The sequence below is a fragment of the Pseudoalteromonas sp. KAN5 genome, from assembly GCF_022846535.1.
GTDB lineage: Bacteria > Pseudomonadota > Gammaproteobacteria > Enterobacterales > Alteromonadaceae > Pseudoalteromonas > Pseudoalteromonas haloplanktis.
Window position 1 is genome coordinate 2,529,278 of the sequence record NZ_AP025589.1, and the last position, 22,198, is coordinate 2,551,475.

Here is a 22,198-nt window from a genome sequence, read left to right on the forward strand (position 1 = left end):
ACGGCTGACGGCTGACGGCTATAAAAACAAAAAACCCAAGCCGGGGCTTGGGTTTTTAAACAATTAACTAAAAGAACTTACTTCTTCTTTTTAACTGCTTTTTTGTTTGGTAAATCAGTGATTGAACCTTCAAAGATTTCAGCTGCTAGGCCGATTGATTCGTTCAATGTTGGGTGAGCGTGAATAGTCAGCGCTAAGTCTTCGCCATCTGCGCCCATTTCAACTGCTAGGCCGATTTCGCCAAGCATTTCGCCTGCGTTAATACCAACCATAGCGCCACCGATAATACGGCCACTGTCTTTATCAAAGATAAGTTTAGTTTGACCTTCTGTACGAGCAGATGCAATTGCACGACCTGAAGCTGCCCACGGGAATACCGCAGTTTCGATGCTTAAGCCTTGCTCTTTTGCTTCTTTCTCTGTTACACCAACCCAAGCGATTTCTGGATCAGTATACGCGATTGAAGGAATACATTTAGGGTCAAAGAAGTGTTTTTGACCTGAGATAACTTCAGCAGCAACGTGTGCTTCATGAACCGCTTTGTGCGCAAGCATAGGTTGACCAACAATGTCACCAATCGCGAAGATGTGATCAACATTTGTTTTAAGCTGTTTATCAACATTGATAAAGCCACGCTCATCAACGTTAACACCTGCTTTGTCTGCATCAAGTAGTTTGCCGTTTGGTGTACGACCAACAGCAACAAGTACTTTGTCATAACGTACTGGCTCTGCCGGTGCATTCTTACCTTCAAACGTTACATATAAACCGTCGTCTTTTGCTTCAACGCCAGTTACTTTAGTAGAAAGCATTACGTTGAACTTTTTGCTCACGTATTTTTGATAAATCTTGATCACGTCTTTATCAGCTGCTGGTACTAGTTGATCAGCAAATTCTACTACGTCGATGTCAGAACCAAGCGCACGGTATACAGTACCCATCTCAAGACCGATGATACCACCACCTAATACAAGTAGTTTTTCTGGTACATCTTTAAGTTCAAGCGCGCCAGTTGAATCGATTACACGGTCATCTTCAGGGATGAAAGGTAAGTTAACTGGTTGCGAACCTGCTGCGATAATAGCATTATCAAAGGTAATTATCGTTTTGCCGTCTGCGCCTTCAACATCAAGGGTGTTGCTGCCAGTGAATTTACCGTAACCGTAAACCACTTTAACTTTACGCATTTTAGCCATGCCGTCTAGGCCACCAGTTAATTGACCAATTACAGACTCTTTCCAAGAACGGATTTTGTCTAAATCAATTTGTGGTGCGCCAAAAGTAACACCATGAGATGACATTTCAGCAGCGTCATCAATTACTTTAGCTACGTGTAAAAGTGCTTTTGAAGGGATACAACCCACATTAAGACATACACCGCCTAATGTGTCGCGAGATTCTACTAATGTAACTTCTAAGCCCAAGTCAGCAGCACGGAAAGCCGCAGAATAACCACCAGGACCACCGCCTAGTACAACAACTTGAGTTTTTAATTCGTTGCTCATGCTATTACCTTAATTGTTTGAACGGGACACTGCCCTAAAGTTTAACTGCCATGTTTCTGCATGGGCAGAAAGGGAGAGCAGATCAAAAATTTATGCAAGATAGATAAATATTGTATCATTGCAAATGGTAAAAATCCCAGCAAAAAACAACTGGCTGGGATTTGATTCTATTTTATTTATATTGCTTACACTAACTGCCTACATAACCAGTTGGCGAATATCGCTCATGTAACTTGCTAAAGTTACAGTAAAGCGTGCCGCAAGTGCACCGTCAATCACCCTATGGTCGTATGACATTGAAAGTGGAACCATTAATTTTGGTTCAAACTCTTTGCCATTCCATTTTGGTTTCATTTCAGATTTAGATACACCTAAAATTGCCACCTCTGGTGCGTTAACGATTGGTGTAAATGCTGTACCACCGATACCGCCTAAGCTTGAAATAGTAAAACAGCCGCCTTGCATATCAGATGCAGTTAACTTGCCATCACGTGCTTTTACAGACACTTCCATCAATTCACGTGATAATTCAATGATGCCTTTCTTATCAACATCTTTAAATACAGGTACCACGAGTCCATTTGGTGTATCAACGGCAACCCCGATATTGATGTACTTTTTAAGAATTAAGCTTTCACCGTCTTCAGACAATGACGAGTTAAATGTAGGGAACTCAGCAAGCGCTTTGGCCGCTGCTTTCATTACAAATACCAACGGGGTGATTTTAACGCCAAGCTTTTTCTTCTCGCTAAGGGCATTTTGCTCTTTACGGAACTCTTCAAGGGTGGTGATATCAGCTTCATCAAACTGTGTAACGTGAGGGATTTGCACCCAGTTACGATGTAAGTTTTTACCCGATAGCTTTTGAATGCGAGACAGTTTCTTCTCTTCGATTTCACCAAACTTAGCAAAATCAACTTTTGGCCATGGAATTAAACCAAGCTCACCGCCGCCCGCATTACCATTACCCGCAGATAACTGACCAGACTCAACTTGCTTAACTAGGTTCTTCACATAGTTTTGCACGTCTTCTTTAACAACACGGTTTTTACGACCAGAGCCTTTTACGTTCGCAAGGTTGATACCAAACTCACGAGCTAAACGGCGAACAACTGGCGATGCATGCGCATACGCGCTGTTATTTTCAAAGCTCTCGTTGCTTGCTTTTGCAGGTGCTGCTTGTGGTGCTGGCGCTGACTCTGTTTTAGCCGCAGGTGCTGATGCCGGCGCTAACTTTTCTGCAGGAGCTGCTGGTGCACTACCTTCAACTTCAAATACAAAGATAAGTGAACCGGTCGATACTTTATCGCCCGCAGCTACTTTAATCTCTTTAACAGTTCCTGCAAACGGCGCAGGTACTTCCATGGCCGCTTTATCACCTTCAACGTTTAAGATTGATTGATCTTCTTCAACCTTATCGCCTACTGCAACCATCACCTCAGTGACTTCCACTTCGTCACCGCCAATATCAGGCACGTTGACTTCTTTGCTGCTTGGCGCTGCGCTTTGTGCAGGTGCTGACTCTTGCGCTGGCGCTGCTTCGGCTTGCGCAGGGGCAGACTCACCACCGGCAACTTCAAAAACAAACACTAACGAGCCTGTTTTTACTTTATCGCCAGTGGCAACTTTAATTTCTTTAACGGTACCGGCAAACGGTGCTGGTACTTCCATCGCCGCTTTGTCGCCTTCAACGTTTAAGATAGATTGCTCTTCTGAAACCTCGTCGCCAACTGCAACCATGACTTCGGTTACTTCAACTTCATCATCGCCGATATCTGGTACGGTAACTTCTTTCGTGGTTGAGCCTGAAGAGGCAGCTGGTGCTGCATCTTCAGATTTAGCCGGCGCTTCTGGCGCTTTTTCTTCGCCAGCACTTTCGCCTTCAAAGATCATAATTAAAGAGCCAGTGGTAACCGTGTCACCTTCACTAACTTTAATTTCTTTTACTGTACCGGCTTGTGCAGCTGGTACTTCCATTGATGCTTTGTCGCCTTCAACGGTTAGTAGCGATTGGTCAACTTCAACTTTGTCACCAACGCTTACTAAGATTTCGGTTACTTCAACTTCATCGCCACCGATATCTGGTACATTAATTTCAATACTCATTGCAAAACCTCTTATGCGTAAAGTGGGTTAACTTTGGTCGTGTCGATGTTGAACTTCTTAAGTGCCTCAACAACCACTGACTTCTCAACCTCACCACGTTTAGCAAGTTCAGATAATGTAGCAACCACAACATAACCTGCATTAACTTCAAAGTGACGGCGTAAGTTTTCACGGCTATCAGAGCGGCCATAACCGTCTGTGCCTAACACTTTATAGTTGCTAGTTGGAATGAATGAACGCGCTTGCTCAGCGTAGTTTTTCATGTAATCCGTTGCGGCAACAGTTACTGAGTCGTTTAATACACTGGTGATGTAAGCTGTTTTTTGCTCGCCTTCAGGGTTAAGCATGTTGAAACGCTCAACATCTTGACCATCACGGGTAAGCTCATTAAATGACGTTACTGAGTAAACATCTGACGCAATACCGTAATCTTCACTTAAGATAGCCGCTGCTTTACGTACTTCAGTCATGATAGTACCTGAGCTTAATAGTTGTACGTTGGCTTTTTTGCCTGCGTAGCTTTCAAGCTTATAGATACCTTTACGAATACCTTCTTCAGCACCTTCTGGCATTGCAGGTTGTGCATAGTTTTCGTTCATCAGTGTTAGGTAGTAGTAAATGTTTTCTTGGTTTTCACCGTACATACGACGAATACCATCTTGCATGATTACCGCTACTTCATACGCATAAGTTGGATCATAAGAGATACAGTTAGGTACAGTGTTAGCAAGAATATGGCTGTGGCCATCTTCGTGTTGTAGGCCTTCACCATTTAGCGTTGTACGACCTGCCGTAGCACCTAGTAGGAAGCCACGAGCTTGTTGGTCACCGGCCATCCATGCCATGTCGCCAACACGTTGGAAGCCAAACATTGAATAGTAAATGTAGAATGGGATCATTGGTAAATCGTTCGTGCTGTATGATGTTGCCGCAGCAACCCATGAAGACATAGCACCTAACTCATTGATACCTTCTTGCAATACTTGCCCTGATGTCGCTTCTTTATAGTAAGAAACAATGTCACGGTCTTGTGGTGTGTAGTTTTGGCCATGCGGGTTATAAATCCCGATTTGACGGAATAAACCTTCCATACCAAAGGTACGCGCTTCATCAGCAATAATTGGTACGATGTTTTTACCAATGCCTTTATCTTTTAATAAGATATTAAGTGCACGAACAAAGCCCATAGTGGTAGAGATATCACGCTTTTGCTCTTCCAATAATGGTTTAAATGCTTCAACTTCAGGTAATACTAACTTTTCAGTAAAGTTAGGGATACGTGTAGGTGTATAACCTTTTAATGCATCACGACGTGCATGTAAGTATTTATACTCAGGTGAGCCTTCTTCAAGCTCTAGATAAGGAAGCTCTTTTAGTTGCTCTTCAGATACTAAATCATCTAAACCTAAACGTGAACGTAAATGAGCAACATGTGACATGTCCATTTTCTTCACTTGGTGCGCGATGTTTTTACCTTCAGCCGCTTCACCCATGCCGTAACCTTTTACTGTTTTAGCTAAGATCACAGTTGGACGGTCTTTCGTTTCTTCAGCCTTTTTAAATGCAGCGTATAGTTTTGATGGCTCATGACCACCACGCTTAAGGGCAAAGATTTCGTCATCTGTCATATCAGCAACCAGTGCGGCTGTTTCAGGGTAACGACCAAAGAAGTGCTCACGTACGTATGCGCCATCTTTCGCTTTATAAGTTTGGTAATCACCATCGATGGTTTCATTCATCAATTGTAATAACTTACCCGTAGTATCTTTAGCAAGTAAGATATCCCAACCGCTACCCCAAACTACTTTAATTACGTTCCAGCCTGCACCTTTAAATAGACCTTCAAGTTCTTGAATGATCTTACCATTACCCATTACTGGGCCGTCTAGGCGTTGTAAGTTACAGTTAATAAGGTAACAAAGGTTGTCTAGCTTTTCACGAGCAGCAAATGAGATAGCGCCACGTGATTCTGGCTCATCCATTTCACCATCACCTAAAAACGCATAGACGCGTTGATTTTTGGTGTCTTTTAAGCCACGACCATCTAAGTATTTTAAGAAACGCGCTTGGTAAATAGACGCGATAGGACCAAGGCCCATAGATACTGTAGGGAACTGCCAGAATTCAGGCATTAACTTAGGGTGTGGGTATGATGGTAAACCATTGCCATCAACTTCTTGGCGGAAATTATCTAACTGGGCAGCAGATAAACGGCCTTCAACAAATGCACGCGCATAAATACCAGGCGAAATATGACCTTGGTAATAAACTAAGTCACCGCCGTCTACTTCGTTTGGCGCTTTAAAGAAGTGATTAAAGCACACTTCATAAAATGCCGCAGATGACTGGTAAGACGCCATATGGCCGCCTAAGTCGAGATCTTTTTTCGAAGCACGCAATACAATCATAATTGCGTTCCAACGAATAATAGAACGAATACGGCGTTCAAGGTTTACATCACCTGGGTAAGCAGGCTCTTGATCGACCGGGATCGTATTAACGTAGTTTGTGTTGATACCAGTTGGCATATCAACACCGTCTAAACGGGCTTGCTCTAATACTTGCTCAAGTAAAAACTGAGCACGTTCAACACCTTCTTCACGCACAACTGATTCAAGAGCTTGTAACCACTCTTGTGTTTCTAGCGCGTCTACGTCAATTTTATTGACTTCAGACATATGGAGGTTTCCTTATGTTTAAAATACGAATGTTCTTAATTAGCACTGTGGTAATAGTGTTGCCATATAAACAGTACTTGCTTAAATTATTTATCTTTTACTTAGTTTTTAATTACTTAATTTTGCTTTGTGCGTCTTAAACTACGTTCAATTCGCGAATGCTCTTTGCCGGCTTCCAATAATGCTTCTTCAATGAAAGCTAAGTGAGCATTACTGGCAAGTCGCGCTTGCTCCGGATTCCCTTCAATCACTGCATCCATTAATAAACGGCGGTGCTCAGCTAAGCGCTTACTAATATGTGGCTTCTCTAACAACACCGTTAAATTTTGTAATACATTTTGTTCAAGTAATGCCTGCATACCACGTACTAAGTGCAGTAACACCACATTATGTGATGCCTCTGCAACACTAAAGTGAAAGGCATTAATTGCTTTTGCTTTTTGTTGCAAATTATCATTCGCTAAAGCAATGCACTCAAAACTTTCTTTTACTTTATTAAAATCAGTACTCGTACCACGCAGCGCGGCATAATAAGCAGCAATACCTTCTAATGCATGACGAAATTCTAATAAATCAAACTGTGATTCAGGGTGCTTACTGATCAAATCAAAAAGCGGATCTGTTAACCCTTCTTCAAGTTGATTTTTTACATACGTCCCGCCACCTTGCCGACGCGTTACTAAGCCTTTTGCCTCTAACTTTTGAATTGCTTCACGCAATGAAGGTCGAGACACTTCAAATTGCTTTGCTAATTCCCGTTCTGGCGGCAGTTTCTCACCCGGTGCTAATGAGCCCTCAAGAATCATATTCTCAAGTTGCTGTAAAATAACATCCGATAGTTTTGCAGCTTTAATCTTTAAAGACATTAATCAACGTCCGCATTGTAGTGGGAATAAAACCTGATAAACTCAAGTTTGTGCCCATAGTCAAGACCAAAAGGTAAATTGGTCATACCAAATTTGAGCCATACGTTATCAAAAAGCAACTTTGCTGTCAATTTACCTAGATTATCTGTCGTAAATCCAGCCTAACGCATTTAGCACAAAGATTAAACAGTATGAGATACAGTCAGTGTTTGGAAAGGGTTTTAACAGAAAAAACAAATGGTCTGACCAGACAGTTGAGATTTTAGATTTTAGATTTTAGATTTTAGATTTTAGATTTTAGATTTTAACCATAACTTCCCTAACGCCCAGTAACTTCCTCAAACCTATTCTTATAATTACGTCTCTAAAGCGCAGCGCCTCATAGCCTCTTTGTGAATAAATTTTAATTGCGCGGGGTAAACCCGCGCCTACGTGGTAGCAGCGAGTTTACCTCGCGACAATGGAATGGCATTCGCGGTGGCAAGTCACTCGCCTACAAGTAATACCCACCGCGCTCCTGTAGGTCGTCATTTATGGCGACAAGAATATTTCACCACCGAGGACTGGAGGCGCTGCGCGCTACACCGAGAAGACAAAAGTAAAATTAATCACTTAAAACCATTGTGCACAAAGGAAAAAACGCCACGGGCTTCGAGCTGCGGGCTTTAAGTTCACCTAGCAGCTAGTCACTTCCCTAGAACCTATTTTCCTCTAAAGCGCAGCGCCTCTTATCCTCTTTGTGAATAAATTTTAATTGCGCGGGGTAAACCCGCGCCTACGTGGTAGCAGCGAGTTTACCCCGCGACAATCACTTCCCTAAAACCTAGCACCTGTTTCTTTACGCTAACCCGCCAAATAGGGTGAGCAAAGCAATTAGCACCAGATAAAATAAAACATTGCGTTTTACTAGCTTCATCATACAGGTTGCCTCATACGTGCAGCCAAAATGTTGTTGCTCAATTTGCTCTGCTGCAAGTGCGGTATTGGTTACCACTTTACGATTACTCACCGTAAAATCGAGTACATATTGCAACCAACACCCCGTGCCTTTATTAAAGTTACCTATTATCAAGTAACCAAAACTCGCAATTCGCGCTGGTAACCAATCAAGCCAAAATAATAAAGTATGAATTAATTTAAAACGGTTAGCGTACGCAACTTTATGATCATCGCGGACTAAATCTGCGTAAGTACGCACTAGCGCGTACAGCACCGCACCAGGTGCACCTAAAATAACAAACCAAAATATAACAGCACAATAAAAACGAAAATTAACCCACGCTAACGTTTGGCCAAATGTTTCACCACCTTTTTCGTCTTCGGTTTTCTTTTGTCCCATTTGCAATGCGTACAAGCTTGCTGCCTGTTGATCATCACGGGTTAATGCATTCAAATACGACTTATATAAAGCACGCTGTTTTGCACAACCAAAACACACTAGCAGTACTACAATATTTATAGCTAACTGCCACAGTACAAAATCAGACAAAGTGAAAATAACGGCAATAATCAATACTGGCAAAAACAACCAAATCATAAACCCAACTGGCGAATTAAATAAACCTTGCTCGCTAAGCTGTTTATTTGAACGTGTTAAATAACCTTGAGCGTAATAGCTTATTTGCCAATAGTCTGAGCGGGCACCTAAACGCTCTAAAATAAGAGCAATAATGATAGAAATTAAGATCATACTTTTTTCATTCCAAATTGGCGCTGGTTAAAGGTAGAGCAGCAAAATAATAGTTCCAATCAAAACTGTCCCCTGGGTCAGTTTTTCGCCCTGGTGCAATATGACAATGCCCTACAATACGCGAGCGCGTGATCGCGGGGTATTTATTTATCAAAGCCTTAGTTAAGGATTGTAATGCATTATATTGATTTTGGGTATACGCCGTTGTGTCCGTGCCTTCAAGCTCAATACCAATACTAAAGTCATTACACTGGCTACGCCCTAAGAACTCAGAGCGTCCTGCATGCCAAGCTCGTTTACTAAATGGCACATATTGAACAATTTCACCCGTGCGCTTAATAAAGCAATGCGCGGATACTCGCAGCCCTTGCAAATCAGTAAAACTTGGGTGCGCTTGGCAATCTATGCAACCCATAAATAAATCATCAACAAACGGTGTGGCAAACTGCCCCGCAGGCAAAGAAATATTATGAATGACTAATAAAGAGATGTCTTCATCATTCGGGCGTTCATCAAAATGTGTACATGGCCGTTGAACCGCGGTATCAACGATTCCAAAAGAATTTATTTTCATAATGAGTCTGTAAACAAATGCATAATCAGATGCTAATAGATTTCCAAGCAGAATAACAGTAAAGCAATTAATGCACTTTTATTGTTCTGCGCCGGTAGCAGCGAGTTTACCTCGCGACTGTTCCTACATTTACATAGACAAACCAATTTCACCACCGAGAAGAGAAAGCCACGGGCTACGGGTAACGAGCTGCGGGCTGTAAGTTCACCTAGCAGCTAGTCACTTCCCTAGAACCTAGTTCCTATTTTCCTCTAAAGCGCAGCGCCTCTTATCCTCTTTGTGAATAAATTTTAATTGCGCGGGGTAAACCCGCGCCTACGCATTAGTAGCAGCGAGTTTACCTCGCGACAATGAAGTTATTTTCGCGGTGGCAAGCCACCCACCTACAAGTAAAATCTGCTGTGTTTCTGTAGGTCGTCATTTATAGCGACTAACCAATTTCACCACCGAGATCAGGAGGCGCTTCGCGCTACACAGAGAAGACAAAAGGTGAATCAATCACAGTTGCACAATAAGAAGAACAAACACCACCGGCTTAGTGCTGGGGCTTCGAAAACACCCCAACACCTAATCACTGCCTAAAACCAAGAACCTCTCGCCCTAGAACCTAATCAAACTTATACTTCCAGCCTTCTCTTTCACTTTCAAACCATGTAAAATTTTGCCAATTTCCTAATTATAATGAGCTTTATAATGTCTATCCCACACAGCCTTTTAAGCCAACTGGTAAAACTTGCCCTTGATGAAGACCTTAATTACCAAAGCGCTGAACAAGGCGACATCACAGCACAATTAATTCCAGCAGACCAACAAGCCAAGGCTAAAGTGATCACCCGTGAAGACTGCATATTTTGTGGTAAAGACATTATTTTAGAAGTGTTTAAACAAGTTGACCCGAGCGTTACTGTTAACGTACTGGTTAATGATGGTGATACAGTAAAAGCCAACGATACCCTATTCACAGCAACAGGTTCAGCACGCGCGATTTTAACTGCCGAGCGTACCGCGCTTAATTTTGTGCAAACCTTATCAGGCACAGCCACCACCACCGCACATTATGTAAAAGAACTCAGTGGCACCACAACGCAATTACTCGACACCCGTAAAACGATTCCAGGTTTACGCGCATTGCAAAAATACGCGGTAAAAAGTGGTGGCGGCGCAAACCACCGGATTGGTTTATTTGATGCATTTTTAATAAAAGAAAACCACATCGCAGCGTGTGGCGGCATTGATAAAGCGGTAGCACAAGCAAAACTTAACCACCCAAATAAAGCTGTAGAAGTCGAAGTTGAATCACTTAATGAGCTAGATCAAGCCATCACCGCAGGTGCTGATATTATAATGCTTGATAACTTTAGCGTTGAACAAATTCAACAAGCGGTAGTACTTACTGATAAACGCGCTAAGCTTGAAGTGTCTGGCAATATGACGATAGAAACGCTTAAAGCGTATTCACAAGCTGGGGTTGACTTTATTTCCAGCGGGGCACTTACAAAAAATTTACAATCAATCGATTTATCTATGCGTTTTGAGTAATTATTCTCACACCTTAGAATTTTATATTTACCTAATCCGTTGACAATTTAAACAAAAAAGCATTAAATACGCCGAAAGGCTTATTGTGTAACAAATTGTTAAATTTAGTACCTAATGGACTAATAAACAGTGTTAACATAAGCCTCTAGGATGAATTAAACACCTCTTTAACCAATCCTAAAGAACTATTTTTTAGTGTTACTTTACTAAGTATCGCTTTTTTAGCTAGCGCCTTTAGTAAAATTAACAGCAACAAACATAACTATCGAGTGCAGAAAACGCTTTAATTTCGATAAAATGCAGCTAAAGCCCCTTTCAATAAGTAGTTTTAGTGCTAAAGTAGTTCTAACAGAGTAATTTTAATTGATACTAAAACCTAGCAGCTGTTTTAGTTAGGCGCTAATCTAAATATTAGCTTAGGTATTAGTAATTTAATGATTTTAAAAAAACCGTAAGATAAAGTGATTACAGTAGCAATCGTGACAACCCACATTACTAACATAATTTCTTTAACTTACAAAAAAACACTATCCTTTAGGAGAGGAACATGGAAAAAATGACACAACAAAGTCAAAAGGGTTTTACCCTAATTGAATTAATGATTGTAGTAGCAATCATCGGTATTTTGGCAGCAATTGCGTTGCCACAATATCAAGATTATACAGCAAAATCACAAGCTGGCTCAGCCTTCGCTGAAGTATCAGCACTCAAAACCCAATTTGAAGTTGCTGTTAACGAAGGAAAAACACCATCTCTTACAAATACAGAGGCTGGTTTTATTGGTCAAACAGCTAATGGTGGAACATACTGTGATATCGCACTAACTGGGACAACCGCTATTGCGTGTACAATGAAAAACGGCAACGCTGGAAAAATAAATGGTAAAACACTGACTCTAAACCGCAGCGCAGATGGAGTTTGGTCTTGCGCAACTGGTAATGGCTTAGAAGCCAAGTTCAAGCCAGGTAATTGCAGCTAATTTGCGTTCATTCACTTACTTAAAAGGCAACTGTAAAATGTTGCCTTTATCAACCCAAGCCTTTTTAGCATCAGTATTCTTTATTTATGCCCTATTTCCATTAATCCCCAGTTTGTCATATAACTTTCACAACGGCCAACGTATTACACAAATATTTTTATTGACCTTGCTTTCTATTTACTTACTAAGAAAAAATACGTTGTATCTACCTAGAAAAGAGATTACTTACTCTGTCGCTATTTTATTATTTATCAGCTTCATTTCATCATCGATTTCTAACTTCCCATTATCAAGTCTTTTAAATACATTGCATTACGGACTACTTGCATTTATAACTTTGTTGTTCATAAACTCAGACAGAGATATAAAATTATTATTCATTGTTATATTTATAATGCATACATGCTTGATAGTGATTTGCACTCTCAATATTATTTTCATTATTTTTGATAATGGCTTTTTCCATGCTCACAACATCATCATGAAATTTGACAACGTTAGGCATTTCAACCACTTACAAATTCTAATTTTACCTTTAAGTTTCTACATTTTAAAAAGAACCAAGTTAAAAACATTAGTAGGGGCTACTATCGTTTTAAACCTTTTAATTTTAACTATGAGCAGTTCACTTGCCGCCTTAGTCTGCTACTCGTTAATACTTATCATGTATGTAACTTTTAAAATGTATGAATATTTAAAAAGTGCATTGTCACTTACTATTATTTCATTATTTCTTTTTTTAATTCTAATAGCAATTGAACCTGAGTCAGCTAATCCCCCTGCATTCCTAAGTGATTCTGGAAGAATTGAAATGTGGTTAAACTCTATTCCTGATTTTGAAAATATATTGTTTGGAATCGGTTCAGGGAACTATCAAATAAGGCTAAACTCTGTTGTTTTAAGCCACCCACATAACTTTGTTATACAAATATTCGTAGAGCAAGGTTTAATTTCGTTAATAACCTGCTTTTATTTTTTATTTATAATTACATTTGTTTTTCTTAAAAATAGACATAAAAAAACAACAAACCAAGAAAAAGTGGCATTCATAACTTTTGTAACAGCAGTTATATATTCTCTTTTCTCTGGCCTAATAGTAATGCCTATTACACAAATAATTTTTGTTCTTATATTTAGTCAGTTAATTGAATGTAATGAGACAACTAAATTTAATAGAAAGTTGAAAATCATTGTTGCAACTATAACTTCAATATATTTTACTCTTAGCATGATTTCATTCTACAAACTTGAACCAAACACCCCAAAAATGGCAGGTCCAAGCTTTTGGTCTGCTGGGGAAAAAACCTAGAAGGTTTATATAAATGAATAAAAACTCGGACCAAATGAATAAGGATACTTTTTTATGGGTCGGTGTCAGCGCTCGTGGTAAACGTTTAGAAGGTGAGATGTCTGGTGCCAGTATAGCGCTAGTAAAAGCCCAGCTTCGCAAACAAGGTATCACGCCGTCTAAAGTAAAGCGCAAAGCCAAACCGCTGTTTGGTATTCAAAACATGCAAAAAATTACGCCAAAAGATATTGCGCTCGTTACCCGGCAAATCGCCACTATGTTGATGGCGGGCGTGCCGCTGATTCAATCAATCGAAATGATTGGCACGGGAGCTACCAATAAAAGCGTTGGAAAGCTAATGGAGACCATTGGCGATGAAGTAAAAGCCGGTGGTACATTGTCAGAAGCATTACGAAAACACCCTCGCTATTTTGATGACTTATATTGTGACTTAGTCGCCTCTGGTGAGCAATCTGGTGCACTGGATAAAATATTTGACCGCGTTGCTCTTTATAAAGAAAAGTCTGAAGCGCTAAAGTCAAAAATTAAAAAAGCCATGTTCTACCCTATTGCGGTGTTAGTTGTGGCGTTAATTGTTACCTCCATCCTACTTATATTTGTGGTGCCGCAATTCCAAGATATTTTTAATGGTTTTGGTGCTGAACTCCCTGCTTTTACCTTAATGGTGATTGGTATTTCTGAGTTTATGCAGGAATATTGGTGGATGATGTTAATTGCCCTTGTTGGTTTTGGCTGGGCTTACAAAGAAGCATTGCTAAAAAGCAAGAAGCTGCGTGATGCTAACGACCGTGCTATTTTAAAGCTGCCTGTTATAGGTATGATTTTAAACAAAGCCGCAGTGGCGCGTTATGCGCGTACCCTTTCGACCACCTTTGCGGCCGGTGTACCCTTGGTTGATGCGCTGGACTCTGCAGCCGGTGCTTCTGGTAACGCGGTTTATCGCTATGCTATTTTAGATATTAAAGCTGAAGTAAGCTCAGGTAATCAAATGAACTGGGCAATGCGTAACTCAAAAATATTCCCCGATATGGTGATTCAAATGGTGGCCATTGGTGAAGAGTCAGGCTCTTTAGATGGCATGCTGGCCAAGGTCGCTAATATTTATGAACAAGAAGTTGATGATGCGGTAGATGGCTTATCAAGCCTTTTAGAGCCGCTTATTATGGCGGTACTCGGCGTGTTAGTGGGTGGTTTGATCATAGCGATGTACTTACCAATATTCCAACTTGGGTCGGTTATATAAAAGCTGTAAGCTGTAAGCTGTAAGCTGTAAGCTGTAAGCTGTAAGCTGTAAGCTGTAAGCTGTAAGCTGTAAGCAAGAATGTTCCTAATTTATATTAAGTAATGCAAGCCTTTTTATTTGAGTGATTAATTCAGAAAGAGGTTATAGGTGCTAGATGTCTTGCTTTTTGTGGGAACAGGCTTTAGCCGTAATTTTTAAGTTTGAGGTATATGTTAAGCCTCATCGGCGCTAAAGCGCTCTCCTACGATTGTAGAAGTATATAAAGTCGCGAGGTGAACTCGCTGCTACCAATGCGTAGGCACGGGTTTACCCCGCGCAATTAAAATTTATTCACAAGAGGTTAAGAGGCGCTGCGCTTTAGAGAAGTAATAAAGGTTCTAGGGAAGTGATTAAGTCCTAGGTGTATTTATTCCACGGCTCGCAGCCCGTGGTTTTTTCTCATTTACTCTCATTCACTTCTCTTTGTGAAAATGGTTTTTAACTTAATTTTTTAGGTATGTAATGCACGAATTTTTTCTCGATATAGTTACAGTCATGCAAAGCCAGTTATGGTTTTATTTACTCACTGTTGGCTTAGTAAGCTTATGTGTTGGCAGTTTTTTAAACGTTGTTATTTATCGTTTGCCACTGATGATGCAACGCGAGTGGCAAACTGAGTGCCGTGTTTTACTCGCAGACGAACTAAAAAGTAATAAATCAGCAAGTACGCCAAAGCCGTTTAATTTAGTGACACCTAACTCGACCTGTCCAAAATGCAAAACAGCCATTAAAGCATGGCAAAATATCCCAGTGATCAGTTGGTTAATACTAAAAGGCCGCTGCGCCAGCTGTAGTAACCCAATATCAGTGCGCTACCCTATTATTGAAATGCTTACGGCAGTGTTAAGCCTAATAGTGGCTTATACCTTTGGCGCGACTGAACAAGCGCTGCTGTATATTTTGATTACTTGGGTATTAGTGGCACTGACATTTATAGATATTGATCACATGTTGCTGCCCGATCAACTCACATTACCATTAGTTTGGGTGGCACTGATTGCCGCAGTAACGGGTATTACAATTTCACCTACTGATGCAATTATTGGTGCGGCATGTGGTTACCTCAGCTTATGGAGTGTTTTTTGGCTATTTAAGCTAATAACCGGTAAAGAAGGCATGGGTTATGGCGACTTTAAATTGCTTGCTGTTTTCGGCGCACTACTTGGCTGGCAATCACTACTCACCATTATTTTACTATCGAGTGTGGTGGGCGCGATTATTGGTATCGCACTATTAAGTATTCAAGGCAAAGATAAAGCCACGCCTATTCCGTTTGGGCCTTATTTAGCCATAGCTGGTTGGGTAACCTTGTTATGGGGCTCACAAATCCAAGCGTTTTACTTTAATTGGTTAGGCTATTAATATGACTTCCCCATCACGTAAATCAATTGATAACTGGGTGCTCGGTTTAACAGGTGGTATTGGCTGCGGTAAAAGTGCGGTAAGTGCAATGTTTGAAGAGCTTGGTATTGCGGTCGTGGATGCTGATATTATTGCCCGCCAAGTTGTTGCTCCTGATAGTGCCGGATTAACTGCTATTCACGAACATTTTGGTGATGCAGTATTAAACCCCGATGGTAGTTTAAATCGGGCTCAATTGCGTAAAATAATTTTTGCTGATAACGCACAAAAAACTTGGCTTAATAGCCTACTGCACCCACTTATTCGTGAAAAAACGCTTAATGATTTAAGCACCGCTAACAGCCCTTATGTTGTACTTGTTGCCCCGCTATTGTTTGAAAATGGCCTTGAACAATTCTGTGATCGCACGTTGGTAATAGATGTACCTGTAGAAATACAAATTTCACGCACTATCGCCCGCGATAACATTGACCGACAACAAGCTCTGAGTATTATCGCCGCACAAATGTCTCGCGAAGATAAATTAACACGCGCAGATGATGTGGTTGATAATAATCAATCCTTGGCTCAAGTAGCCATTGTGATACAACAATTGCATAAACAGTATTTAGCACTAGCCGAGAATAAGTAAACAGCCGCGAGCTAAACTCACTGGCCAGATATAGCCGCGGTTTTACCCCGCGCCATTAAACTAAATACCTAGATAAATAAAAACTTTTCAGCTTTTTGTTGTCAAATTACCTTAAATCGACAAGACTAATGTTATACCATTCTTTTTTCTGATAAATTGCTGGCTATGAAAGGATCTAACCAAGGTGCGCAATGAATATTAATTCACCATTACTTAGAAAGTTTATTACGCTTGGTCGTATTGACGCAGAAACAGTCAAACTAAAACAACGTGAGTATGCCTCAACAGCAGAGCTAATAGCAAAGTGCAGCGGTATTGATGGCCATGAACTTGCCGAGCAATGCATTGATTTATTCCGAGTACCTTATTTTGATTTACGTGATTTTGATGTAGAGCTGATCCCTAAAGAGTTAATTAAAGAAAAGCTGATCAAAGAACACCATATTCTGCCTTTGGTAAAAAAAGGCCGTAAGCTCTATATTGCAGCCTCTGATCCGACAGATTATGGTGCCTTTGAGAATTTTGAATTCAGTACTGGGCTCTCTTGTGAAGTTGTCGTGGTCGATTATCGTCAACTCGAAGCAAAAATAGAGCTGTTGCTTGATGCCTCAGGCAGCTTGCACTTAAGCGATGAAGAATTTAAAGAGTTTAGTGATCTCGATACTGAAAGCCCACACGAGCCGCAAAACAGCAATGAAGATGAAAAAGACGATGCACCTATTATTGTCTACATTAATAAAATTTTAATGGATGCGATAAAAAAGGGCGCCTCCGATCTACACTTTGAACCCTATGAGCATAAATACCGCGTACGTTTTCGTATTGATGGTATTTTGCATGAAATGGCCAGCCCCCCTAACAGCCTTGCTACCCGCTTGTCAGCACGTATAAAAGTTATGGCGCGTTTAGACATTGCCGAAAAACGTAAGCCGCAAGATGGGCGTATTAAATTAAAAATTACCGAACGTAAAAGCATTGATTTTCGGGTAAGCACCCTGCCTACTTTATGGGGCGAGAAAATCGTAATGCGTATTCTTGACTCATCCAGTGCAATGCTAGGCATTGACGTACTTGGCTATGAACCTGAGCAGAAAAAGCTCTATATGGATGCGCTGCAACAACCACAAGGCATGATCTTAGTTACCGGCCCTACGGGCTCTGGTAAAACGGTTTCACTTTACACGGGATTGAATATTCTTAACCAACCAGAGCGTAATATTAGTACTGCGGAAGATCCTGTTGAAATAAACCTCGAGGGGATCAACCAAGTACAAATTAACCCACGCGCCGAGATGACCTTTGCAAACGCGCTAAAAGCCTTCTTACGTCAAGATCCTGATGTGGTAATGGTCGGTGAGATCCGTGATCTTGAAACTGCTGAAATATCTATTAAAGCGGCACAAACAGGTCACTTAGTGCTATCAACACTGCATACTAACTCAGCACCTGAAACATTAACCCGTTTACTTAACATGGGGGTGCCTGCTTATAACGTGGCCAGTTCGATTAGTTTGATCATCGCGCAGCGTTTAGCACGACGTTTATGCCCTAAATGTAAAACACCTGAAACACTGCCAAGTGAAGAGCTACTGCGCCAAGGCTTCACGCCTGAGCAAATAAGCGAACTGACTTTATTTGCCCCTAAAGGTTGCGATAGCTGTACTGAAGGCTATAAAGGCCGTGTTGGTATTTATGAGGTAATGCAAATTACTCCAGAAATAGCGCAGATCATTATGCGTGGTGGCAACTCGTTAGAAATTGCAGAGGTATCGTTAAAGTCAGGTTTTAATAACTTGCGTTTATCGGGGCTTCGTAAAGCCGCAGATGGTTTAACTTCACTGGCCGAAATAAACCGCGTTACTAGTTTTTAAGAACGTAGATCCCTAAGATTTAGGCTATAGGGATCGCAAACAAATATATGAGAAAATGTTATGCCAACAGTTGTAAACTGCCCAACATGTAAAGCTCAGGTTGAGTGGTCAGAAAAAAGCCCACATCGCCCTTTTTGTTCAAAGCGCTGCCAATTAATTGATTTAGGCGAATGGTCGTTTGAAAACAACAAAATTTCCGCACCAATTACCTCCGCGGAAGATTTAAGCCAAGATATGATTGAAGATATTGAAGCCATGCTTGCTAAAAATGACGACGATTTTTTCAAGTAAGCAATTGAAAAATAGGAACTGGTTTTAGGTGTATTTATAGCCCGCAGCTCGTTACCCGTATCCTGCAGCTTTTTTCGTTTACCCTCATTTACTTCTCTTTGTGAAATAAGTTTTTGTAATTCGGGCTTTCGCCCGAAAAAAGAGTAAAACAGTCGCGAGGTAAACTCGCTGCTACATAACGTAGGCGCGGGTTTACCCCGCGCAATTAAACTAACGTTCTTTAAGTAATTTGTTCACAAAGAGGTTAACAGACGCTGCGCTTTAGAGGTAAATAGGAGCTAGGTTCTGGGGAAGTGACTAGCTGCTAAGGGGGTATTCGAAGCTCGTTACCCGTAGCCCGTGGCTTTCTCTTCTCTGTGTAGCGCATAGCGCCTCCTGCCCTCGGTGGTAAAATACTCTTGTCGCCATAAATGACGACCTACAGGGGTTATATTACTTGTAGGCGAGTGGCCTGCCACCGCGATAATCATTTCAGTGTCGTGAGGTAAACTCGCTGCTACCCGCGCAAATGGCATTTACCCAAGCTGCCAAACTAAAAACACCAACGCAAAGCCAACTAAATAAATTAATCCTAGCCAACTCAAGCTGCGTATAATTTTAGAATGTTGAATACTTGGCTCTGAACGCACTAAGCTAAAATTCAACCATGCAAAAATAGGTGTCGTTATAAACGCTAAAGTCATAGCAAAAGTGAGCATTGGGCCCAGTGCTGATTTAAAAAATAAGATCACCGCCATTCCAGCAAATGCTTGTAAAATAAGCCACGTATTTAAACTGTGTTTACTTTGCTTAAACCCAAGCAATTTATGGGATTCATTCAATGTACGAGCATAACCATCAAGTACAGTAAGCGTGGTGCCAAACATACATAAAAATGCGATTACTGACACTAACGGCCGTGCCCACTCACCTATAGTCAGGGCATACATGTCTATCAGTTGCTTAGCGAACGCAACGCCGCCAAGCTCTATTTGCGTACTTTGACCATATTGCACTAAAACACCAAGCGCAAAAAACACTAAGGCAAGCCCTGCCGTGAGCCAATAACCTAAATTAAAATCAAACAACCCTTGGACTTTAGTCACCGTTTGCTGACTTTGTTTTTCTTTTAGCCATAACGAACTAAGCGCTGATATTTCAATCGGTGCTGGCATCCAGCCCATTAACGCCACCATAAAGCCAAGCATGGCAAGTTCATAAGGCGATGGGCCAACGTAATCAACAGGCGCCATAGGGCCGTTACTAAATGCAATAGCAAGGGCAATCACCGTAGCGAGCGTTAATAGCCCCATAATCGCTTTGGCGACGTTATCCAGCGCTTTAAAATGCCCCAGTAATAAAATAACTAAGCAGAGCGCTAAAATTAGCCAACATAATAAAGTAACCGAAATACTAACTGGTAACGCGTAGTGCAGTAAGCTGGCTGTTAATAATAGAACACCTGCAGTATTAACCACCGCAGCGATAATATTCAAACCAATAAAGCTATAAAAAAACCACGGGCCTTTACTTTGATACCCCTCTACCAAACTTTTTTTAGTCGCTAATGTGTATTCAATACCAAAACGAAAAAAAGGGTATTTAAGTACATTAACCACCACGATGAGCCAAAATAGTTGCCAACCAAAAATGGCGCCAGCTTGGGTTGATGCCACTAAATGTGAACCACCTATTGCCGCCGTGGCCATTAAAATACCGGGACCTAATGCGTTTAATCGGGTTTGCCAAGTTGATACTACTGATTGCATGTGTGTGCTTACTACATTGTTTTTATTAATAAGCAAGTTACAGCGTTTTAGTGTGGATTGAAAGTGAGAAAATTAGTGGAAGAAGAAACGGTTTGCTAGATCCTAGTTACCTAGAACCTAGCGCCTTTTATTTTTTAACGTAAATCCATTTCTTGAATAATTTCATGAGCAATTTCAGGTGTCGTGCTCACTGGTTTTTGGTGTAAATTGGCTTTAATTTGGCCTTTACGATGCTTTAATGCCGCATCGAGTTTTTTAGCCGCGTTTGCAATCGCTGGGTAAAGAACTTCGTTCTCGCCTTTAACTGATAAACGCGCGCCTTCATAAATAGTACTAATTTCTGCTTGGAGCTTGTGATGCTCTTTTGAAAGAATAATATCGAGTGCGATCAGAGATGGAAAATGGCTCGCAATTTTTGAAAATTTTTCGTTGATGTGCTCTCTAATAGAGTCAGTAACGTCAACATGGTGACCAGAAAGATTAATTTTCATAGGGTATCCTTTTTTATGTTACCTCATAACTAGTATTGGGGGCTATTTAGATTAACACAAGGCAGAAAAGCATAAATATGACATTTATTTGTTATTAAAGGTAATTAGATCATTCTTTATGTATTAAATATGCAAAAGCCCGCGCATGGCGGGCTTTCAGCGTGTTACTTAATTTGTATATTAAGTATACGAACAACAATAATCAGCAAAGTCAGCAACTTTAACTTGGAAAGTCACGTTAGCATCAACGTTAAATGACTCACCCGCTGACATGATTTTCCACTCGGTCTCGCCTGGTAGTAATACTTGCCACTGACCGCCGTTGAGTTCCATTAATTCTTTTTTACTAGTGGCGAATTCAAATTCACCCGGCTGCATAAAGCCTAATGTTTTCGTGCTGCCATCGGCAAAAATTACCGTACGGCTTGAAACTTTACCATCAAAGTACACGTTTGCTGTTTTAACAACACTTACATTATCAAACTGAGACATCCTCACTCCTGTTTATATTTATAATTTAACTGCGTCCACATTGCCCTAAGCAGGCATATCATGCAAGTGTAGTGATGTGAAAAATACTCATGGGCTTCGGGCTTCGGGCTTCGGGCTTCGGGCTTCGGGCTTCGGGCTTCGGGCTTACATTGTAGGTCGTGCTTTAGCGCGTCAAGTGTTTAAGAGTTAAATAAACACTACTAACGCTCTAATCAGCCGAGCCGTTGTTTGGCATCGGCTGAATTTGCTTGTTAACCATACTAGTCTCGATTTTTACCTTCACACCCGACATATAATCTTGGCTGAACCAAAGTAACTTACCTATTGGAAAGTCACTAAAAGTTAATTCCATATCTGACGTCCATAGCACTTTTAAATTTTCAGGCTTGCCGTCCAGTCCAAAGAATCCGTTATACTCTTTGCCTGATTTCACATCAACGATGCTTACCCCTGTTTGCCAGTTAGTTGTTGCTCCACAATCAGAATAACCAAGCTTCGCAATTTTTTCACCACTTGGGGAAGCAAACTCTGCTAGGTCGGTATATGAACACAATGATGGGCCTTCAACTCCTAGAATATCCATTCCATACCCTATGACCTTAAATCCAAACCATATAAAAAATAGAAGAGCGCCAAGATCCCAGACAAATTTTTTAACCTTTGCTACAACGTTCATGCAGTTCCTTTTGTTTAGCTAACAGTTTTACAGCGCACTAATCGCGTATATTTGTGCTGATTTAACGCTCATTTTTACTTTATATACTTTTAACAAATTAGCTAAGGT

At 40.9% G+C, this 22,198-nt stretch carries 19 protein-coding genes; 8 read left to right on the forward strand and 11 right to left on the reverse strand.

Annotated elements, in window-relative coordinates; translation table 11 throughout:
* Nucleotides 1-77: 77 nt before the first annotated feature.
* The 6 genes from lpdA to ampD form a co-directional block, all read right to left on the reverse strand.
* On the reverse strand, nucleotides 78-1,505 hold the full coding sequence (lpdA, locus tag KAN5_RS11290; RefSeq protein WP_244389723.1) for a dihydrolipoyl dehydrogenase: 1,428 nt from the start codon (nucleotides 1,503-1,505) through the stop codon (nucleotides 78-80).
* Between the two features lie 198 nt (nucleotides 1,506-1,703).
* Nucleotides 1,704-3,611 carry a pyruvate dehydrogenase complex dihydrolipoyllysine-residue acetyltransferase gene (gene aceF, locus KAN5_RS11295; protein ID WP_244389724.1) on the reverse strand — a complete coding sequence of 636 codons (1,908 nt, stop codon included), beginning with the start codon at nucleotides 3,609-3,611 and terminating at the stop codon, nucleotides 1,704-1,706.
* Between the two features lie 11 nt (nucleotides 3,612-3,622).
* A complete protein-coding gene (gene aceE, locus KAN5_RS11300; protein WP_016708267.1) occupies nucleotides 3,623-6,289 on the reverse strand; it encodes a pyruvate dehydrogenase (acetyl-transferring), homodimeric type in 2,667 nt (888 codons plus the stop codon).
* A 116-nt stretch (nucleotides 6,290-6,405) separates the two neighbouring features.
* Nucleotides 6,406-7,155, reverse strand: a complete 750-nt coding sequence (pdhR, locus tag KAN5_RS11305) for a pyruvate dehydrogenase complex transcriptional repressor PdhR (RefSeq protein ID WP_016708268.1) — start codon at nucleotides 7,153-7,155, stop codon at nucleotides 6,406-6,408.
* 838 nt (nucleotides 7,156-7,993) lie between these two features.
* A complete protein-coding gene (gene ampE, locus KAN5_RS11310; RefSeq protein ID WP_016708269.1) occupies nucleotides 7,994-8,845 on the reverse strand; it encodes a beta-lactamase regulator AmpE in 852 nt (283 codons plus the stop codon).
* Between the two features lie 7 nt (nucleotides 8,846-8,852).
* Entirely contained in the window at nucleotides 8,853-9,419 is a 567-nt protein-coding gene (ampD, locus tag KAN5_RS11315) for a 1,6-anhydro-N-acetylmuramyl-L-alanine amidase AmpD (RefSeq protein WP_138553799.1), read from the reverse strand.
* Nucleotides 9,420-10,112: 693 nt separating this feature from the next.
* Here ampD and nadC point away from each other — a divergent pair.
* The 8 genes from nadC to yacG all read left to right on the forward strand — a co-directional run bounded on the left by nadC (nucleotide 10,113) and on the right by yacG (nucleotide 18,683).
* On the forward strand, nucleotides 10,113-10,958 hold the full coding sequence (gene nadC / locus KAN5_RS11320; RefSeq protein ID WP_244389725.1) for a carboxylating nicotinate-nucleotide diphosphorylase: 846 nt from the start codon (nucleotides 10,113-10,115) through the stop codon (nucleotides 10,956-10,958).
* A gap of 547 nt (nucleotides 10,959-11,505) precedes the next feature.
* Nucleotides 11,506-11,937 (forward strand): pilin, encoded by a 432-nt coding sequence (locus KAN5_RS11325; RefSeq protein WP_279612611.1) that lies wholly within the window; start codon nucleotides 11,506-11,508, stop codon nucleotides 11,935-11,937.
* Nucleotides 11,938-11,974: 37 nt separating this feature from the next.
* Nucleotides 11,975-13,246, forward strand: a complete 1,272-nt coding sequence (locus KAN5_RS11330) for an O-antigen ligase family protein (protein WP_244389726.1) — start codon at nucleotides 11,975-11,977, stop codon at nucleotides 13,244-13,246.
* 13 nt (nucleotides 13,247-13,259) lie between these two features.
* Entirely contained in the window at nucleotides 13,260-14,489 is a 1,230-nt protein-coding gene (locus KAN5_RS11335; RefSeq protein ID WP_244389727.1) for a type II secretion system F family protein, read from the forward strand.
* A gap of 501 nt (nucleotides 14,490-14,990) precedes the next feature.
* Nucleotides 14,991-15,890: an A24 family peptidase gene (locus KAN5_RS11340; RefSeq protein WP_279612612.1), complete on the forward strand. Its 900-nt coding sequence runs from the start codon at nucleotides 14,991-14,993 to the stop codon at nucleotides 15,888-15,890.
* 1 nt (nucleotide 15,891) lies between these two features.
* Nucleotides 15,892-16,521: a dephospho-CoA kinase gene (gene coaE / locus KAN5_RS11345; protein WP_244389728.1), complete on the forward strand. Its 630-nt coding sequence runs from the start codon at nucleotides 15,892-15,894 to the stop codon at nucleotides 16,519-16,521.
* Between the two features lie 191 nt (nucleotides 16,522-16,712).
* Complete coding sequence (gene pilB, locus KAN5_RS11350; protein ID WP_244389729.1) at nucleotides 16,713-18,392, forward strand: type IV-A pilus assembly ATPase PilB; 1,680 nt, start codon at nucleotides 16,713-16,715, stop codon at nucleotides 18,390-18,392.
* A gap of 60 nt (nucleotides 18,393-18,452) precedes the next feature.
* Nucleotides 18,453-18,683, forward strand: coding sequence for a DNA gyrase inhibitor YacG (gene yacG, locus KAN5_RS11355; protein WP_016708280.1), 231 nt, complete (start codon nucleotides 18,453-18,455; stop codon nucleotides 18,681-18,683).
* A 326-nt stretch (nucleotides 18,684-19,009) separates the two neighbouring features.
* Here yacG and KAN5_RS11360 read toward each other — a convergent pair whose 3' ends face one another.
* From KAN5_RS11360 to KAN5_RS11380, 5 genes are all read right to left on the reverse strand, one after another.
* Nucleotides 19,010-19,198, reverse strand: a complete 189-nt coding sequence (locus KAN5_RS11360) for a hypothetical protein (RefSeq protein WP_138553807.1) — start codon at nucleotides 19,196-19,198, stop codon at nucleotides 19,010-19,012.
* Entirely contained in the window at nucleotides 19,199-20,431 is a 1,233-nt protein-coding gene (locus KAN5_RS11365; protein ID WP_244389730.1) for a divalent metal cation transporter, read from the reverse strand.
* 134 nt (nucleotides 20,432-20,565) lie between these two features.
* A complete protein-coding gene (gene raiA / locus KAN5_RS11370; RefSeq protein WP_016708282.1) occupies nucleotides 20,566-20,922 on the reverse strand; it encodes a ribosome-associated translation inhibitor RaiA in 357 nt (118 codons plus the stop codon).
* Between the two features lie 180 nt (nucleotides 20,923-21,102).
* Nucleotides 21,103-21,414 (reverse strand): pyrimidine/purine nucleoside phosphorylase, encoded by a 312-nt coding sequence (locus tag KAN5_RS11375; protein WP_244389731.1) that lies wholly within the window; start codon nucleotides 21,412-21,414, stop codon nucleotides 21,103-21,105.
* 208 nt (nucleotides 21,415-21,622) lie between these two features.
* Nucleotides 21,623-22,090 carry a hypothetical protein gene (locus KAN5_RS11380; RefSeq protein WP_244389732.1) on the reverse strand — a complete coding sequence of 156 codons (468 nt, stop codon included), beginning with the start codon at nucleotides 22,088-22,090 and terminating at the stop codon, nucleotides 21,623-21,625.
* Nucleotides 22,091-22,198 lie beyond the last annotated feature (108 nt).